Origin of the sequence: Corynebacterium camporealensis (genome assembly GCF_000980815.1) — a bacterium.
In the GTDB taxonomy this organism is placed as follows: Bacteria; Actinomycetota; Actinomycetes; order Mycobacteriales; family Mycobacteriaceae; genus Corynebacterium; species Corynebacterium camporealense.
This window is the reverse complement of the sequence record NZ_CP011311.1, coordinates 1,178,666-1,195,489: the sequence shown is the minus strand read 5'-3', so window position 1 is coordinate 1,195,489 and position 16,824 is coordinate 1,178,666. Positions and strand designations below refer to the sequence as shown.

10 protein-coding genes and 3 rRNA genes are annotated in these 16,824 nt (G+C 56.6%); all 13 read right to left on the bottom strand.

Annotated elements, in window-relative coordinates; genetic code table 11:
• Positions 1-147: 147 nt before the first annotated feature.
• Positions 148-267 (bottom strand): 5S ribosomal RNA (gene rrf / locus UL81_RS05580).
• A 150-nt stretch (positions 268-417) separates the two neighbouring features.
• Positions 418-3,490, bottom strand: a 23S ribosomal RNA gene (locus UL81_RS05575).
• Positions 3,491-3,947: 457 nt separating this feature from the next.
• Positions 3,948-5,470: ribosomal RNA gene (locus UL81_RS05570) — 16S ribosomal RNA — on the bottom strand.
• The 16S, 23S and 5S rRNA genes sit together here, the layout of an rRNA operon.
• Positions 5,471-6,100: 630 nt before the next feature.
• Entirely contained in the window at positions 6,101-7,360 is a 1,260-nt protein-coding gene (gene tyrS, locus UL81_RS05565; protein ID WP_035105512.1) for a tyrosine--tRNA ligase, read from the bottom strand.
• 23 nt (positions 7,361-7,383) lie between these two features.
• The gene (locus UL81_RS05560; RefSeq protein WP_035105514.1) at positions 7,384-7,560 is read right to left on the bottom strand and encodes a Trm112 family protein; all 177 of its coding nucleotides are present in this window, start codon (positions 7,558-7,560) and stop codon (positions 7,384-7,386) included.
• A gap of 113 nt (positions 7,561-7,673) precedes the next feature.
• Positions 7,674-8,702 (bottom strand): ornithine cyclodeaminase, encoded by a 1,029-nt coding sequence (locus tag UL81_RS05555; RefSeq protein WP_035105516.1) that lies wholly within the window; start codon positions 8,700-8,702, stop codon positions 7,674-7,676.
• Between the two features lie 54 nt (positions 8,703-8,756).
• Positions 8,757-10,259: an amino acid permease gene (locus UL81_RS05550; RefSeq protein WP_035105517.1), complete on the bottom strand. Its 1,503-nt coding sequence runs from the start codon at positions 10,257-10,259 to the stop codon at positions 8,757-8,759.
• A 339-nt stretch (positions 10,260-10,598) separates the two neighbouring features.
• Positions 10,599-12,032: an argininosuccinate lyase gene (gene argH, locus UL81_RS05545; protein WP_035105519.1), complete on the bottom strand. Its 1,434-nt coding sequence runs from the start codon at positions 12,030-12,032 to the stop codon at positions 10,599-10,601.
• Positions 12,033-13,253 carry an argininosuccinate synthase gene (locus UL81_RS05540; RefSeq protein ID WP_046453367.1) on the bottom strand — a complete coding sequence of 407 codons (1,221 nt, stop codon included), beginning with the start codon at positions 13,251-13,253 and terminating at the stop codon, positions 12,033-12,035.
• A 69-nt stretch (positions 13,254-13,322) separates the two neighbouring features.
• The gene (locus UL81_RS05535; RefSeq protein WP_035105520.1) at positions 13,323-13,805 is read right to left on the bottom strand and encodes an arginine repressor; all 483 of its coding nucleotides are present in this window, start codon (positions 13,803-13,805) and stop codon (positions 13,323-13,325) included.
• A 3-nt stretch (positions 13,806-13,808) separates the two neighbouring features.
• The gene (argF, locus tag UL81_RS05530) at positions 13,809-14,723 is read right to left on the bottom strand and encodes an ornithine carbamoyltransferase (protein WP_035105522.1); all 915 of its coding nucleotides are present in this window, start codon (positions 14,721-14,723) and stop codon (positions 13,809-13,811) included.
• Positions 14,723-15,892 carry an acetylornithine transaminase gene (locus UL81_RS05525; protein ID WP_035105523.1) on the bottom strand — a complete coding sequence of 390 codons (1,170 nt, stop codon included), beginning with the start codon at positions 15,890-15,892 and terminating at the stop codon, positions 14,723-14,725. Before UL81_RS05525 ends, argF begins: the two co-directional genes overlap by 1 nt.
• Positions 15,889-16,824 (bottom strand): acetylglutamate kinase, encoded by a 936-nt coding sequence (argB, locus tag UL81_RS05520; protein WP_035105525.1) that lies wholly within the window; start codon positions 16,822-16,824, stop codon positions 15,889-15,891. Before argB ends, UL81_RS05525 begins: the two co-directional genes overlap by 4 nt.

Sequence of the window (16,824 nt, the reverse complement as noted above, 5' to 3'; positions counted from 1 at the left end):
ATGGACTATGAAGGATAAGGAACCGTCAGGAACTTGCACAGTACCGTCAGCGCTCAAGGTCTAAAACTGCGAAAAGAGGCAGCCGGTTTTAGTCTCTAGGACTAGGCCGGCTGCCTCTTGAGTGTATTGAGTTATGTGTGTGTTTAGTGTCGGCGGTAACTTACTCTCCCACACCCTCCCGAGTGCAGTACCATCAGCGCGACGCAGGCTTAGCTTCCGGGTTCGGAATGGGTACCGGGCGTTTCCCTGCCGCTATGAACCACCGACAAACTTCTGAGACATCCTAGTCTCGCACCCTTGTGTTGGGTGTTGTGTCAGATACTGCATAGTGGACGCGACAACCATGAACCCTTGAATGGTTACAGACGATTGTTATCTTGTTGTGTTTGTTTACCTTCGCATGCAGGTTGGGTGTTTTGGTGTTTGTTTTGGTCTATTAGTACCAGTAAACTACACAGCTTGCGCTGCTTCCATATCTGGCCTATCAACCCCATAGTCTTTAGGGGACCTCAAATGAAACCTCATCTTAAAACAGGCTTCCCGCTTAGATGCTTTCAGCGGTTATCCCTTCCGTACGTAGCCAACCAGCCATGCCACGGGCGTGACAACTGGCACACTAGAGGTACGTCCGTCCCGGTCCTCTCGTACTAGGGACAGCCTTTTTCAAGTTTCAACGCGCGCGGCGGATAGAGACCGAACTGTCTCACGACGTTCTGAACCCAGCTCGCGTGCCGCTTTAATGGGCGAACAGCCCAACCCTTGGGACCTACTCCAGCCCCAGGATGCGACGAGCCGACATCGAGGTGCCAAACCATCCCGTCGATATGGACTCTTGGGGAAGATCAGCCTGTTATCCCCGGGGTACCTTTTATCCGTTGAGCGACACCACATCCACAAGTAGGTGCCGGATCACTAGTCCCGACTTTCGTCCCTGCTCGACTTGTAAGTCTCACAGTCAAGCTCCCTTGTGCACTTACACTCACCACCTGATTGCCAACCAGGCTGAGGGAACCTTTGGGCGCCTCCGTTACATTTTGGGAGGCAACCGCCCCAGTTAAACTACCCACCAGGCACTGTCCCCAACCCAGATCATGGGCCAAGGTTAAGGTGCTCAATCCGATCAGAGTGGTATTTCAACAACGACTCCACCACCACTAGCGTGATAGTTTCATAGTCTCCCACCTATCCTACACAAACCGAACCAAACACCAATACCAAGCTATAGTGAAGGTCCCGGGGTCTTTTCGTCCTGCCGCGCGTAACGAGCATCTTTACTCGTAGTGCAATTTCACCGGGCCTGTGGTTGAGACAGCAGAGAAGTCGTTACGCCATTCGTGCAGGTCGGAACTTACCCGACAAGGAATTTCGCTACCTTAGGATGGTTATAGTTACCACCGCCGTTTACTGGGGCTTAAATTCTCAGCTTCGCCACAAAGTGACTAACCGGTCCTCTTAACCTTCCAGCACCGGGCAGGCGTCAGTCCATATACATCAACTTAAAAGTCTTCGCATGGACCTGTGTTTTTGATAAACAGTCGCTTCTCTCTATTCTCTGCGACCCCACAACGCAACAACTACCGAATGGTAGAGCACGTCGTGTGGTCCCCCTTCTCCCGAAGTTACGGGGGCATTTTGCCGAGTTCCTTAACCACAGTTCACCCGAACGCCTTAGTATKTTCAACCTGACTACCTGTGTCGGTTTAGGGTACGGGCCATATACACACATCGCTAGAGGCTTTTCTTGACAGTACAGGATCACCAACTTCRCYCSCATRGRGCTACGCRTCACGCCTCGATGTCATGTGGTGCGGATTTACCTACACCACCATCTGCACGCTTACACCAACAATCCAATAAGTGGCATGGCTACCAACCTGTGTCACCCCATCGCTTGAACCACACATCAGGCCCCACGACATCAACCACAACATCACTCAAAGAGTGATACTAARGTATCCGCGGTGGTTAGTATCAGTGCTTTATCAGGGGCGCGTGTATACGGGTACCAGAATATCAACTGGTTGTCCATCGACTACGCCTGTCGGCCTCGCCTTAGGTCCCGACTCACCCTGGGAAGACGAACTTGACCCAGGAACCCTTAGTCATCCGGCGGTAAGGATTCTCACCTTACAATTCGTTACTCATGCCTGCATTCTCACTCGCACACACTCCACGCCTCCTCACGGTAACGCTTCAACGCATGTACGACGCTCCCCTACCCAACAACAAAAGTTGTTGCCGCGGCTTCGGCGGTGTGCTTGAGCCCCACTACATTGTCGGCGCAGAACCACTCGACCAGTGAGCTATTACGCACTCTTTCAAGGATGGCTGCTTCTAAGCCAACCTCCTGGCTGTCTTCGCGATCCCACATCCTTTTCCACTTAGCACACCCTTAGGGGCCTTAACCGGCGATCTGGGCTGTTTCCCTTTCGACTATGAAGCTTATCCCCCACAGTCTCACTGCCGTAGAACACAAATTAGTGGCATTCGGAGTTTGGCTGATGTTGCTAAGATTGTAGTCCCGCTCAACCAACCAGTCGCTCTACCTCCACCAAGCTACTACGACGCTGCACCTAAATGCATTTCGGGGAGAACCAGCTATCACGGAGTTTGATTGGCCTTTCACCCCTACCCACAACTCATCCCCGCAGTTTTCAACCTACGTGGGTTCGCGCCTCCACGACGTCTTACCATCGCTTCACACTGGCCATGGGTAGATCACCCCGCTTCGGGTCCAGGACATGCCACTAAYWACACCCCATTAGGATTCGGTTTCCCTACGGCTACCCCACACGGGTTAACCTCGCGACATGCCGCTGACTCGCAGGCTCATTCTTCAAAAGGCACGCCATCAGCCACAAAAGRGCCTCTGACGGATTGTAAGCACATGGTTTCAGGAACTATTTCACTCCCCTCCCGGGGTACTTTTCACCATTCCCTCACGGTACTATCCACTATCGGTCAGTATAAGTATTTAGGCTTACCGGGTGGTCCCGGCAGATTCACAGCAGATTCCACGAGCCCGCTGCTACTCGGGCAACCCAACAACCAGTATGCATTAGCCTTCAACTACAGGACTCTCACCTTCTCCGGTAGACCATTCCAAGCCTTTTCATCTAACCAACACACAAACCAGCAACGCAGTGGTAGCTACGTAACATCAAGCGCCCACAACACCGCACACACAACCCCTACCAAGTATCACATGCATACGGTTTAGCCTCATCCACGTTCGCTCGCCGCTACTAGCAGAATCATTATTATTTTCTCTTCCTACGGGTACTAAGATGTTTCACTTCCCCGCGTCAACCCCCACACAGCTATGAATTCACCATGTAGTAACCACCCATAACGATGGCCAGGTTTCCCCATTCGGACATCCTCGGATCAACGCTTAATTGACAACTCCCCGAGGCTTAACGCAGCCTTTCACGTCCTTCATCGGCTCACACTGCCAAGGCATCCACCATGCGCCCTTTGTAACGAACACACAAAACACCTACAACAAAGAATAAACACAAAAAATAAACACCCAGAACAAACAAGCTCTGAGCATCTATAGAGATAAAATCACACAACCAACAACACATACATACTGCACGGCAACATGTAAATGKTGCTGGTCGATGCTCGCGTCCACTATACAGTTCTCACACAACACACCCACCAACCAAACAACCACCACCATGTACGTGGTTATCCGTGTTTGTGGGGTWACACAAGGAGCGATGATGCCCCAGACACCCAACAATGCACCAATACCGCCCAACTGACAAACAGTTGAACACTYTATTTCTTTKWATCGTTGTGGTCCGTGAGTGGACTTGTTTGTGTTTGTTGGTCTTGTGGTATGTCTCCACCCGATTAACTATGCGGTGGCAGTACCACGTGCGGGTACATCAACCAACCAATGCCCACAACTGTGRGACTTTTTTAATGCTCCTTAGAAAGGAGGTGATCCAGCCGCACCTTCCGGTACGGCTACCTTGTTACGACTTCGTCCCAATCGCCGATCCCACCTTCGACAGCTCCCTAAACGAGTTTGGGCCACTGGCTTCGGGTGTTACCAACTTTCATGACGTGACGGGCGGTGTGTACAAGGCCCGGGAACGTATTCACCGCAGCATTGCTGATCTGCGATTACTAGCGACTCCGACTTCATGGGGTCGAGTTGCAGACCCCAATCCGAACTAAGGCCGGCTTTCAGCGATTCGCTTAACCTCACAGTCTCGCTGCGCGTTGTACCGACCATTGTAGCATGTGTGAAGCCCTGGACATAAGGGGCATGATGATTTGACGTCATCCCCACCTTCCTCCGAGTTGACCCCGGCAGTCTCTCATGAGTCCCCACCACTACGTGCTGGCAACATAAGATAAGGGTTGCGCTCGTTGCGGGACTTAACCCAACATCTCACGACACGAGCTGACGACAACCATGCACCACCTGTGAACCAGCCACAAGGGAARCSAYATCTCTRYSGCGRTCTGGTACATGTCAAGCCCAGGTAAGGTTCTTCGCGTTGCATCGAATTAATCCACATGCTCCGCCGCTTGTGCGGGCCCCCGTCAATTCCTTTGAGTTTTAGCCTTGCGGCCGTACTCCCCAGGCGGGGCGCTTAATGCGTTAGCTACGGCACGAACCCCGTGGAAGGGACTCACACCTAGCGCCCACCGTTTACGGCATGGACTACCAGGGTATCTAATCCTGTTCGCTACCCATGCTTTCGCTCCTCAGCGTCAGTTACTGCCCAGAGACCTGCCTTCGCCATCGGTGTTCCTCCTGATATCTGCGCATTTCACCGCTACACCAGGAATTCCAGTCTCCCCTACAGCACTCAAGTTATGCCCGTATCGCCTGCACGCCCGAAGTTAAGCCCCGGGATTTCACAGACGACGCGACAAACCACCTACGAGCTCTTTACGCCCAGTAATTCCGGACAACGCTCGCACCCTACGTATTACCGCGGCTGCTGGCACGTAGTTAGCCGGTGCTTCTTATCCAGGTACCGTCACAAAACGCTTCGTCCCTGGCGAAAGGAGTTTACAACCCGAAGGCCGTCATCCCCCACGCGGCGTCGCTGCATCAGGCTTGCGCCCATTGTGCAATATTCCCCACTGCTGCCTCCCGTAGGAGTCTGGGCCGTATCTCAGTCCCAATGTGGCCGTACACCCTCTCAGGCCGGCTACCCGTCGACGCCTTGGTAGGCCATTACCCCACCAACAAGCTGATAGGCCGCAGGCTCATCCTACACCGAAAAAACTTTCCAACCATCACACCAAAGATGGCTCCTATCCGGTATTAGACCCAGTTTCCCAGGCTTATCCCGAAGTGCAGGGCAGATCACCCACGTGTTACTCACCCGTTCGCCACTCGAGCACCCCTTGCAAGCAAGGGGCCTTTCCGTTCGACTTGCATGTGTTAAGCACGCCGCCAGCGTTCGTCCTGAGCCAGGATCAAACTCTCCACAAAAAATCCACACACGAAAAGCAAAGCCTTCCGTGAATCAGAAAAATAAAGGCCGTGAAAAGCCCAAACCTAGACAAACAAACCAAACACGCAGAACACAAAGTGTTCTACATATACTGGCTTAAATAAAATTACTACATAAAGAATAAACTCTAAACCAGCCTCCTACCCGACGGGGCAAAAGCAAGGCTGGCACATGACCTACTGATAAACAGTAAAACCCATGCTGGTTAACCCTTAGTATGTAGCCGGTAAAGAAAATTATTAATTCTATTTCAATGACACCCTCAAAACCGAAAGGCGCCATCCGGCACACACCAACACCACCACCCATATGAGATGATGGCACCAACACAAGTCCACCTACAGCAGACCACAACAAAAAATAAGTATTGGCACACTATTGAGTTCTCAAACATCATACGCACACTGATTAGAAAGTCTCTTTCGAGCTTCCCTCTCAAGTGGCTGGAATCAACACTGTATACCTTCCGTTAACTTCGAGTCAACCTTGGTAAGCCGTTGATTTCTTGTCGACTGTCTCTCACAGCGACTCGCACTAATTTACACACCCCGCCTATCTCCTACAAATCAGCAGGTGATGGCGGGTTTAGTATCTTTTAAAGCGGCGATTTAGCTCAGCTTGGCACCGGCGAAATTTTTCTTGCCGCGGCGCAGCACTAGCCACGTGCCGTGCAGCAGGTCATCGTCAGATGGCTCCCACTCGTTATCGGAGATGCGCTCGTTGTTCACGTACGCGCCACCTTCCTTAATGGTGCGGCGGGCAGCACCCTTGGAATCAGCAAGACCGGACGCAACCAGCAGGTCGACGATGGAGCGCGGTTCATCGGCAGCAATCTCAGCGACTTCGGTCTCAGAAAGAGCGCCGGCGAGGGTGGCTTCATCCAGGTCGGTCAGCTCGGCCTTGCCGAAGAGTGCCTGGGCAGCAAGCTCGACTGCCTTGGTGGCCTCCGGACCGTGGACCAGGTCGGTCATCTCCTGTGCAAGGCGACGCTGTGCAGCGCGCTTGTACGGCTCTTCCTCGACAGCCTTTTCGTACTCAGCGATTTCTTCCTGGTTGAGGAAGGTGAACCATCGCAGGTAATCGATAACCACGGAGTCACCCGCATTGAGGAAGTACTGGTACCAGGAGTAAGCCGATGTCTGTTCCGGATCCAGCCACAGCTTGCCACCGCCGGTGGACTTGCCGAACTTCTGACCAAATGCGTCGGTTACCAGCGGAACGGTCAGGCCATGCACCTTGGCGCCGTCAACACGACGGTTGAGGTCGACACCGGAGACGATGTTGCCCCACTGATCGCCGCCACCGATTTCCAGCACGCAGTCGTACTCGCGGCGCAGGTGCACGAAGTCATTGGCCTGCAGCAGCATGTAGGAGAACTCAGTGTAGGAAATGCCGTCGGATTCCAGACGACGCTTCACGGTGTCGCGATCCAACATGGTGTTCAGCGAGAAGTTCTTACCCACATCACGCAGGAAGCTGATGACGGACATGTTCATCGTCCAGTCTGCATTGTTGACCAGGGTTGCGGCGTTCTCACCATCGAAGCGGATGAAGCGACGCAGCTGGTTCTTAATTGCCTCAATGTTGGTGGCGAGCTGTTCTTCGGAAAGCATGGAGCGCTCACCCACATCGCGCGGGTCGCCAATAAAACCGGTAGCACCGCCAGCCAGTGCCAGCGGGTGGTGGCCAGCTTCCTGGAAACGGCGCAGCATAATCAGCGGCACCAGGTGTCCGGCATGCAAGGAATCACCGGTCGGGTCGAAACCGCAGTACAAGGTAATGGGCTCTTCGCATGCCTCGCGCAGTGCGTCGATATCCGTGGACTGGTTAATGAGGCCGCGCCATTGCAGCTCGTCAATAATGTTCATCGTTGCTCCTATCTGGGAAAAGATTATTTTGCTGGCCAGTCGATGGCTTCATCGACCAGCATGACCGGGATTCCATCCTCGATAGGATAGGCAATTCCCTTGCGTTCGTTGACCAACACCTGCTCTTTTTCCAGATACTCCAAAGGCCCTTTGTCTTGCGGACAAACCAGGACCTCCAGCAACTTCGGATCGACACTCATAGCGGCAATACTACCTTGCATACTTGACGATGCCGCACTGCACCCTCTCCCCTTCCAGCACAACAATGCGCCCACCACCTGACGGTGATGAGCGCAGCTGTACTTGGGTTCTACTAGAGCAGTGAAGGCACGTCCGAAGTCATAGAGAACAGGTCCTTCGGGTCCTCTGGGTCGGCGACCAGATCGATCTGGGTTTCCAGGTCGGTGCCCTTCACGGCATCGCGGCAGTAGCGCAGGGCCGAGAAGTCGTTAATGGCGAATCCGACGTCATCGAAAAGCGTGACCTGCTCCTCGCTATCGCGACCGGTTTCTGCACCGGTAAGGACCTTCCAGAACTCTACGACGGGGAAATCTTCCGGCTTTTGCTGAATCTCGCCCTCGACGCGGGTCTGCGGCGGGAACTCCACGAAGACCTTGGCATCGTCGAGAATCTCTGCTTCCAGCTCGGTCTTGCCTGGGCAGTCACCACCGACAGCGTTGAGGTGCACACCTGGTGCGACGTGGCGGGTCGCCAGAATCTGGTTCTGAGCCTTGTCTGCAGTACAGGTGGTGATAATGTCCGCGCCGATGACTGCCTCGTCCACACCAGAGCAGACAGTGATGTTAAAGCCGAGTGGTTCCATGTTGCGGCGGAACTTTTCCACGGCCTTCGGGTCCACGTCGTAGATCGTGATGTCTTCGATACCCACGACGCCGCGGAAACCAAGTGCCTGAAACTCGGACTGCGAACCGGCACCGATCATCGCCATGCGCTTGGAATCCTTTCGGGCGACGTGCTTGGCCACCATCGCAGAGGTCGCCGCAGTGCGCAGCGCGGTCAGCAGGGTCATCTCTGCTTGGAAGGTGGGATAGCCATTGTCGACGTCAGCCAACACGCCAAAGGCAGTGACCGTCTGGAAACCGCGAGCCGGGTTCGACGGGTGGCCGTTGACGTACTTAAAGGAGTATTCCTCACCATCGGACGTCGGCATCAGCTCAATAACGCCAAAAGGAGTATGCGATGCCACGCGGGCAATCTTGTCGAAGCGCTCCCAGCGACGGAAATCGTGCTCGAGGTAGTCGACCATGCCGGTGATGATGTTTTCTACGCCGTCGCGCTGAATCCAGCGGACCATGTTGTTGACATCTACGAATGAAACCATAATTTTCCTTTCTACAGTACGACGTAACTATGTGCAGAGTTACTTATGTCCGTGTTAGCGCTCGCGCAGCTCTTCGTGTGGATCTGCGTTGAAACGGAAGCTTGGCAAATGAGTTTTCTTGCGTTCTTCAGCAATGGCATTGATGCGATCTCGCCACATGTACCACAGGCCCACGAAGATCGGGATAAGGCCAATGGTGGCCAGCAGTGAGTAGGAACCGATCGGGTAATCAAAGGCCATGAGGACCAGAACGATGCCGACGAAGATGACGGTGGCCCAGTCACCCCAGATACCGAACGGTGAGCGATACCCAGGCCGGGTGAAGTGTCCGCGATCAGCCAGGCGGAGGAACTTCTGGTGCGCCAAGACAATGGCGACCCACGAGGCCAAAGTGCCCAGTGCCGCGAGGTTCAGCACGATTTCAAACGCCATTTCCGGCACCACGTAGTTGAGGAACACGCCGGCAAGCCCGACGATGACCGCCATGACGATGCCGCCATAAGGCACACCGCTATCGGACATGCGAGCACCGAACTTCGGGCCCGAGCCAGCAACCGACATGTTGTACATGATGCGGCCGGTGGAATACAGGCCAGCGTTGAGCGAGGAGATCGCTGCGGTAATCACGACTAGCTGGAAGATTGGTGCGGCAGCTGGGATTCCCAGTGATTCGAAGAAAACGACGAACGGAGACACGTCCGAGGCGTAAGCGGTATACGGCAGCACAAGCGTCAGCAGCAGGATGGAGCCGAAGTAGAACACCACGATGCGGAACAGCACGCTGTTGACTGCGGACGGGATGTGCTTTTCGACGTCCTTGGTCTCACCGGAGGTAGTGCCGACTAACTCAATACCGGCGTAGGCGAAGACGACGCCCTGGATGACGATCATCGCTGGGATGAGGCCGTTCGGTAGCCAGCCGCCGGCATCGCTAATCAGCGTAAAGCCGGTCGGGTCGCCGTTGGGATGGCCGAAGATGACCACGCCGATGGCCACCACCATGAAGATGAGCAGGGCGACGACCTTGATCATCGAGAACCAGTACTCCAGGTGACCGAAGATGGACACCGAGAGCATATTGAAGAAGAAGATGAAGCCGACGACCGTAAGGGCCAGTACCCACTGCGGAATGGCGTCGAGCCAGGTGGTGTATTGGGCGAACCACTTGATGTAAATGGCCACTGCGGTGGCGTCAGCCACAAGTGTCATGGCCCAGTTTCCCCAGTACAACCATCCGGTGATGAAGGCGGCCTTTTCGCCGTAGAACTCACGGGCATAGGAAACAAAAGACCCCGAGCTAGGGCGATAGACGATGAGCTCGCCTAGTGCTCGGAGAATGATATAGCCGAAAAAGCCACAAATGAGATAGAGAATGGCCAGCGAGGGACCTGCGGTTTGCAGGCGCGCACCGGAACCCAGCAGCAGGCCGGTGCCGATTGCAGAGCCGATGGCAATCATCTGCAACTGCCGTTTGCTCATCCCCTTTTGCAAGCCGTGGTCTTCTGAAGCAAAGACCTCGCGCTCGTCCTCATGAGGCAACTGTGCGGATTGCGTCATTGCGAACTCTTCCTGATAAGCGAACAAGTATTAGTTGAAGATCTTCTGGAGAGTCACAGTACACAAAGAAATATTTAAGTGGTTCGCGTCACTTAATTCAAAGTCTCGCATGTGAGACTTGCGAGCTAGACATAGCTAACAAGCCACCCATCCACACAGTTTGGCTACCCTCTAGCGGGTGTAAGCAGGAGTAATAACTGGGCGCTAAATCTGCCGTAATGCAATTCGCATAATAATTACGCTACTGAATAGCATGCATAGATAAAGCCCCACCGGCACTCCCACTGATGTGAGATAAGCCGATGGGGCGTAATCACCAATTAGCTGGAAGCTAATTACTTAGTCGCGGACTGGGGTTTCTGCCCACTTCTTGAAGTTGGCGTTAGCTTCGGCTACGCGCTCGCGTTGTTCGGCAACGCGAACGCCGGCGGTACCGCCGCGGGTGTCGCGGGAAGCAACTGCGCCATCGATGGTGAGCACCTCGCGGACCTCAGGGGTCAGGCGCTCATCGACGCTTTGCATCTCCTCGTCGGTCAAGTCTATAAGGTCGACGCCGCGGGATTCGGCGATGCGGACGCACGCACCGGAGGCCTCGTGTGCTTCACGGAACGGTACGCCCTGGCGCACCATCCACTCGGCCAGGTCGGTGGCCAGGGTGAAGCCAGCTGGTGCCAGTTCACGCATGCGCTCTTCGTTGAACTTCAGCGTGGAGACCAGGCCGGTCATCGCTGGCAACAGCAGGCGCAGCTGGGAAACGGAGTCCACGATGGGCTCCTTGTCTTCCTGCAGGTCGCGGTTGTATGCCAGCGGCTGTGCCTTCAGGGTGGCCATGAGGCCAGCCAGGTTGCCGATCAGGCGGCCGGTCTTGCCGCGGGCGAGTTCCGGAACGTCCGGGTTCTTCTTCTGCGGCATGATCGACGAGCCGGTGGACCAGGCATCGTGAAGAACGACGTAGTTGAACTCCGGTGTCGACCAGGCGATGATTTCCTCGGCTAGGCGGGACATGTCCACGGCAATCTGTGCCAGGACGAAAGCTGCCTCGGAGGCGAAGTCGCGAGACGCGGTGCCATCCAGAGAGTTGTCGGTCGCAGAGTCGAAGCCGAGTTCCTTCGCGATAGCCTCCGGGTCAAGGTGCAGCGAAGAGCCAGCCAGAGCGCCGGAGCCATAAGGAGAGACCGCGAGGCGCTTGTCCAGGTCCTGGATGCGATCCAGATCGCGCAACAGCGGCTGGGCGTGAGCCAGCAGCGAGTGCGCAAGCAGGATCGGCTGGGCAGCCTGGAAGTGAGTCTTGCCCGGCATGATAGCATCCGGGTGCTCCTTGGCCTGCTGCACGAGTGCATCGATCAGGTCAGAAACATCGAGGGCGACATCGCGAAGCGCATCGCGGACCCACATGCGGAACATGGCTGCGACCTGGTCGTTGCGGGAACGACCCGCGCGCAGGCGACCGCCTACTTCCGGGCCGACGCGCTCAATCAGGCCACGCTCCATCGCACCGTGGACATCTTCGTCGCTCGGCGCCGGCTTAAACGAGCCATCGGCGACGTCCTTGCCCAGCTGCTCGAGGCCATCGAGCATGGTGTTCAGGTCGTCATCGGAAAGCAGACCTGCCTTGTGCAGCACCTTGGCGTGTGCCTGGGAGGCCAGGACATCATACGGTGCTAGCACCCAGTCAAAGTGCGTCGACACCGAGAGTGCGAACATGGCCTCGGAAGGGCCGCCGGAAAAGCGGCCGCCCCACAAAGCGCCTTCGTTGGTCTTGTGTTGCTCCATTTACTTCTGTGCTCCGGTCGGGAAGCCGCCGTCGCGATCGCGCTGGTTAGCGATCTGGGTGGACAGACCGTGCAGCTGCACGAAGCCCTTGGCGGCCGTCTGGTCAAAGGTATCGCCAGTATCGTAGGTCGCCAGGTCGAAGGAGTAGAGCGACTCGCCGGAGCGGCGGCCATTGACCACAGCCTTACCGGCGTGCAGCAGCAGGCGGATGTCGCCGGAGACGTTTTCCTGAGACTTCTCGATGAAGGCATCCAGAGACTTCTTCAGCGGGCTGTACCAGAGGCCGTCGTAGACCTCCTCGGACCAGCGAGCATCGGTCAGACGCTTATAGCGAGCCAGCTCGCGCTCGACGGTGACGTCTTCCAGGGCCTCGTGGGCCTTGATGAGTACCTCAGCGCCCGGTGCCTCGTAGACCTCGCGGGACTTGATGCCCACCAGGCGGTCCTCGACCATGTCCAGGCGGCCGATGCCCTGGGCACCTGCGCGCTGGTTCAGCTCCTCGATAGCCTGCAGGACGGTGACCGGCTTGCCATCGATAGCTACTGGCTTACCCTGCTCGAAGGAGATAACGACCTCATCCGGGGCGTTGCCCAGTGCCGGATCCTCGGTGTAAGCGTAAAGGTCCTTTGTCGGCGGGTTCCACAGATCCTCCAGGAAGCCGGTCTCGACTGCGCGGCCCCAGACGTTCTGGTCAATGGAGAATGGAGAGGAAGCAGACTGCTCGATAGGCAGGTTGATTTCCTCTGCGAAGGCAATCGCCTTGTCGCGGGTCCAGGCGTAGTCACGAGCCGGGGCAATGATCTCCAGGGAAGGATCCAGAGCGCGGAAGGAGCACTCGAAACGGACCTGGTCGTTGCCCTTGCCGGTGCAGCCGTGGGAGACGTGGGTGCCGCCGTGTTCCTGCGCGGCCTCGACGAGGTGCTTGGTAATCAGCGGACGGGAAATAGCAGAGACCAGCGGGTACTGCTTCATGTACATGCCATTGGCCTTGATGGTAGGCAGGCAGTACTCCTCAGCGAACTCATCCTTGGCGTCAATGACGATGGACTCCACAGCGCCGCAGTCGAGTGCGCGCTGGCGGACGGACTCCATGTCCTCGCCGCCCTGGCCTAGATCGAGCGACACAGCAACGACGTCGCCGCCGGTCATCTTAGCCAGGTAAGGGATGGCGACCGAGGTATCGAGGCCGCCGGAGTATGCGAGCACAACGCGTGCAGACAATTGAAGCTCCTTGAAATAGGTTATAGAAGGTTTCTCTTAATTTATAATATACGACGTAGCGTATAAAAGCTACTCGCCTTCGCGGGTGAGTCGCTCTGCCAGCTTCTTTCCCGTGTAAGGCTCCCGTGCAAGGACGAAGATGGTGTCGTCACCAGCGATGCAGCCGGCGACGTCGTTAAGCCCCACGCGGTCGATGAAGCTGGCCAAATATTGTGCGGCACCGGCCGGGGTGCGCAGCATAGCAATGTTGCCCGAGTGGTCATGGGAAACAACCAGCTCGTCGAGCATACGGCGCAGCTTCTCGCGCGGACCGTTGAGCTGATCGTCGAACTGCTCGAGCTCGCCGACCACCATGTAGAAGGAACGCTCGCCATCCTTTTTGACCTTGCGCGCGCCCAGCTCATCGAGGTCGCGCGACAACGTCGCCTGCGTGATGTCGATGCCTTCTTGTAGCAACAGCTCTGAGAGCTGTACCTGACTAGTCACCCGCTGGCGGTCTAAGATCTCTAGAATCTTTGCCTGCCGCGCATTCCGAGTAGCCGGGATACTCATGGCCTAATGGTTCTCCTTCTTCTGCCCTAGCAGCCACACCAGCACGGCCTTTTGCGCATGCAAGCGGTTTTCTGCTTCGTCGAAGACTCGCGACTGCGGACCGTCAATGACCTCAGCCGTTACTTCGCTTCCCCGATATGCGGGAAGACAATGTAAAAAGATAGCACTACTAGATGCCATGTCCATCACCCGGTCATTGACCTGATAAGGCAGGAAAGGTGTACGGCGATCCTTGCCGTCTTCCTCCTGGCCCATCGAGACCCACGTATCGGTGACGACGACATCTGCACCACGTACCGCCTCAATGTCATCGGTGACATGGACGGTGCCACGTTTGCGGGCGCGCTCCACGAACTCTTCCTTCGGCTGGAAGCCTTCCGGCGCGATGATGGTGACCTCCATGCCCGCGGTAGTGCAGCCAATCATGTAGGAGTTCGCCATGTTGTTATCGCCATCGCCTAAGTAGACTAGCTTGCGGCCTTCCAGGTCGCCGAAGTTCTCCTTGCAAGTCACCAGGTCGGCGAGAATCTGGCAGGGGTGCAGGTCATCGGAAAGCGCATTGACCAGCGGCACCGTGGTGGTCTCTGCCATCTCGTGGAAGTTCGAATGCGCATACGTACGCCACACAATCGCCTCCACGTAGCGCGACAATACCGCCGCGGTGTCCTGCAAGGTCTCACCCTTGCCAATCTGAGTGGCCTTCGCATCGGTCACGATGGCATGTCCGCCCAGGTGCGCAATACCTGCCTCAAAGGAGAAACGGGTGCGCGTGGAGGTCTTATCAAACAGCACCGCCACGGACTTCGGACCCTCCAACGGGCGCTGGGAGAAAGGCTCTTCCTTCAGCTTCAGCGCCAGGTCAAGGACATCCTTTTGCTCCTTGGGGCTGAGATCATCGTCAGCTAAAAAGTGCCGCATTACTTCACTACCTCCTTCAAGGTCTGCGCAATCTTGTCAATTGCTTCTTGCACGTCCGCCTCACCAATAATCAGTGGCGGGGTCAGGCGAATCACGTTCTCTGCCGGGGCGTTCAGGATGACGCCATGCTTAAAGCCTGCTTGTACCGCCTGCTTTGCGATGTCCTCTTCCAGCACCACACCCAGCATGAGGCCCTCACCGCGCACCTCGGTGACCTGCGGGAGCTTGGCGATGCCCGCACGCAGCTTCTCCCCCATCTCATTGACGTTGACCAGGAAGTCTTCGTCCATGGTGTCGAGCACGACGTTTGCTGCAGCACACGCCACCGGGTTGCCACCGAAGGTGGTGCCGTGGCTGCCTGGGGTAAACAGGTCACGAGCCGCACCGCGGACGATGGTCGCACCAATCGGCAGGCCCGCGCCTAAGCCCTTGGCCATGGAGATGACATCAGGCAGCACGCCGGACTTTTCAAAAGCAAAGAAACTGCCCGTACGGCCAGCACCGGTCTGGACTTCATCGACGATCATGAGAATGCCGTGCTCATCACAGAGCTCACGGATGCCCTTGAGGAATCCTTCCGGTGCCGGGATAACACCGGTTTCGCCCTGAATAGGCTCGAGGATGATAGCGGCGGTGTCGTGAGGGTTCTGCTCAACGAGTGCACGCAGATAGTCCAGGTCGCCATAGGGGTAAAATTCGACTCCACCAGGGAGCGGGGAAAAGGGGCGACGCTTCGGCGGCTGACCCGTCATGGCCAGCGAGCCCATGGTGCGACCGTGGAAACCATCAACTGCAGCGAGGATGCGCGGGCGACCAGTCAAGCGTGCCAGCTTGAAAGCAGCCTCGTTGGCCTCAGCACCGGAGTTGGAGAAGAACACGCGAGCATCCTCATCACCGACGCGGGCAATGAGCTTCTCTGCCACCTCCGTTACCGGGCGGCTGGCAAAGAGGTTCGACACGTGTGCCAGGGCGCCTGCCTGCTTTGCGACGGCCTCCTGCACACCAGCGTGTCCATGTCCCAACGAGCTCACCGCAATACCGGCCAGCAGGTCGAGGTACTCGTTGCCGTCCTCGTCCTTGACGTGGGTGCCAGTACCTTCCACCAGTGCGACCGGCGGGGTGCCATAGGTATTGGTCAGGACCGAAGTCCAGGTGCTTAGTACGCTCATTTCTTATCGTCCTTCCTAAAGACGGTGCCGTCTGGGTAGTTGGCATCGTCGTAATCGTCTGGGAGCACCATCGTGCCGATACCACCGGCAGTCATCAGCTCCAGCAGCACCGCGTGTGCGATGCGGCCATCGATGACGTGGGCGGCACTGACACCCTTTTGCACTGCGCGCAGGCAGGATTCCATCTTCGGGATCATGCCCGAGTCTAGACCGCCTAAGATGTTCGCGAGCTGCGTGCATTCAATCTTGGACACCAGCGAGTCGCGATTCGGCCAGTCGGTGTACAGGCCTTCAACGTTGGTGAGAATCACCAGACGTTCAGCACCAATAGCCGAGGCCAGCGCACCCGCCGCCGTATCGGCGTTGATGTTGTAAATCTCGCCGTTATCGCCAGGCGCAATCGTGGAGACGACCGGAATGCGGCCTGCTTCGACGATGTCCATGACCGCACCCGGGTTCACATCGACAATGTTGCCCACCAGCCCAATATCGGTCGGTGCGCCATCGACCTCCACGAGGCGCTTGGTGGCGCGGAAGAGTCCGGCGTCCTCGCCGGAGGTACCCACGGCGTAGGGTCCGTGGGAGTTAATCAGGTTCACCAGGCCGCGACCGACCTGGCCGAAGAGCACCATGCGGACGACATCCATGACCTCCGGGGTGGTCACGCGGAATCCACCCTTGAACTCGCCCTCAATACCGAGGCGACCCAGCATGGAGTTAATCTGCGGACCCCCGCCGTGCACCACGACCGGCTTAGCACCCACGGTGCGCAGGAACACCATGTCCGCGGCAAACGCGGCTTTGAGGTCTTCGTCGACCATGGCGTTGCCGCCGTACTTCACGACGACAATCTTGTCGCGGTAGTGCTGCAGCCACGGCAGTGCCTCAGCAAGGACTGCTGCCCTATCCTTATCGGTTAAATCAGGAATCAT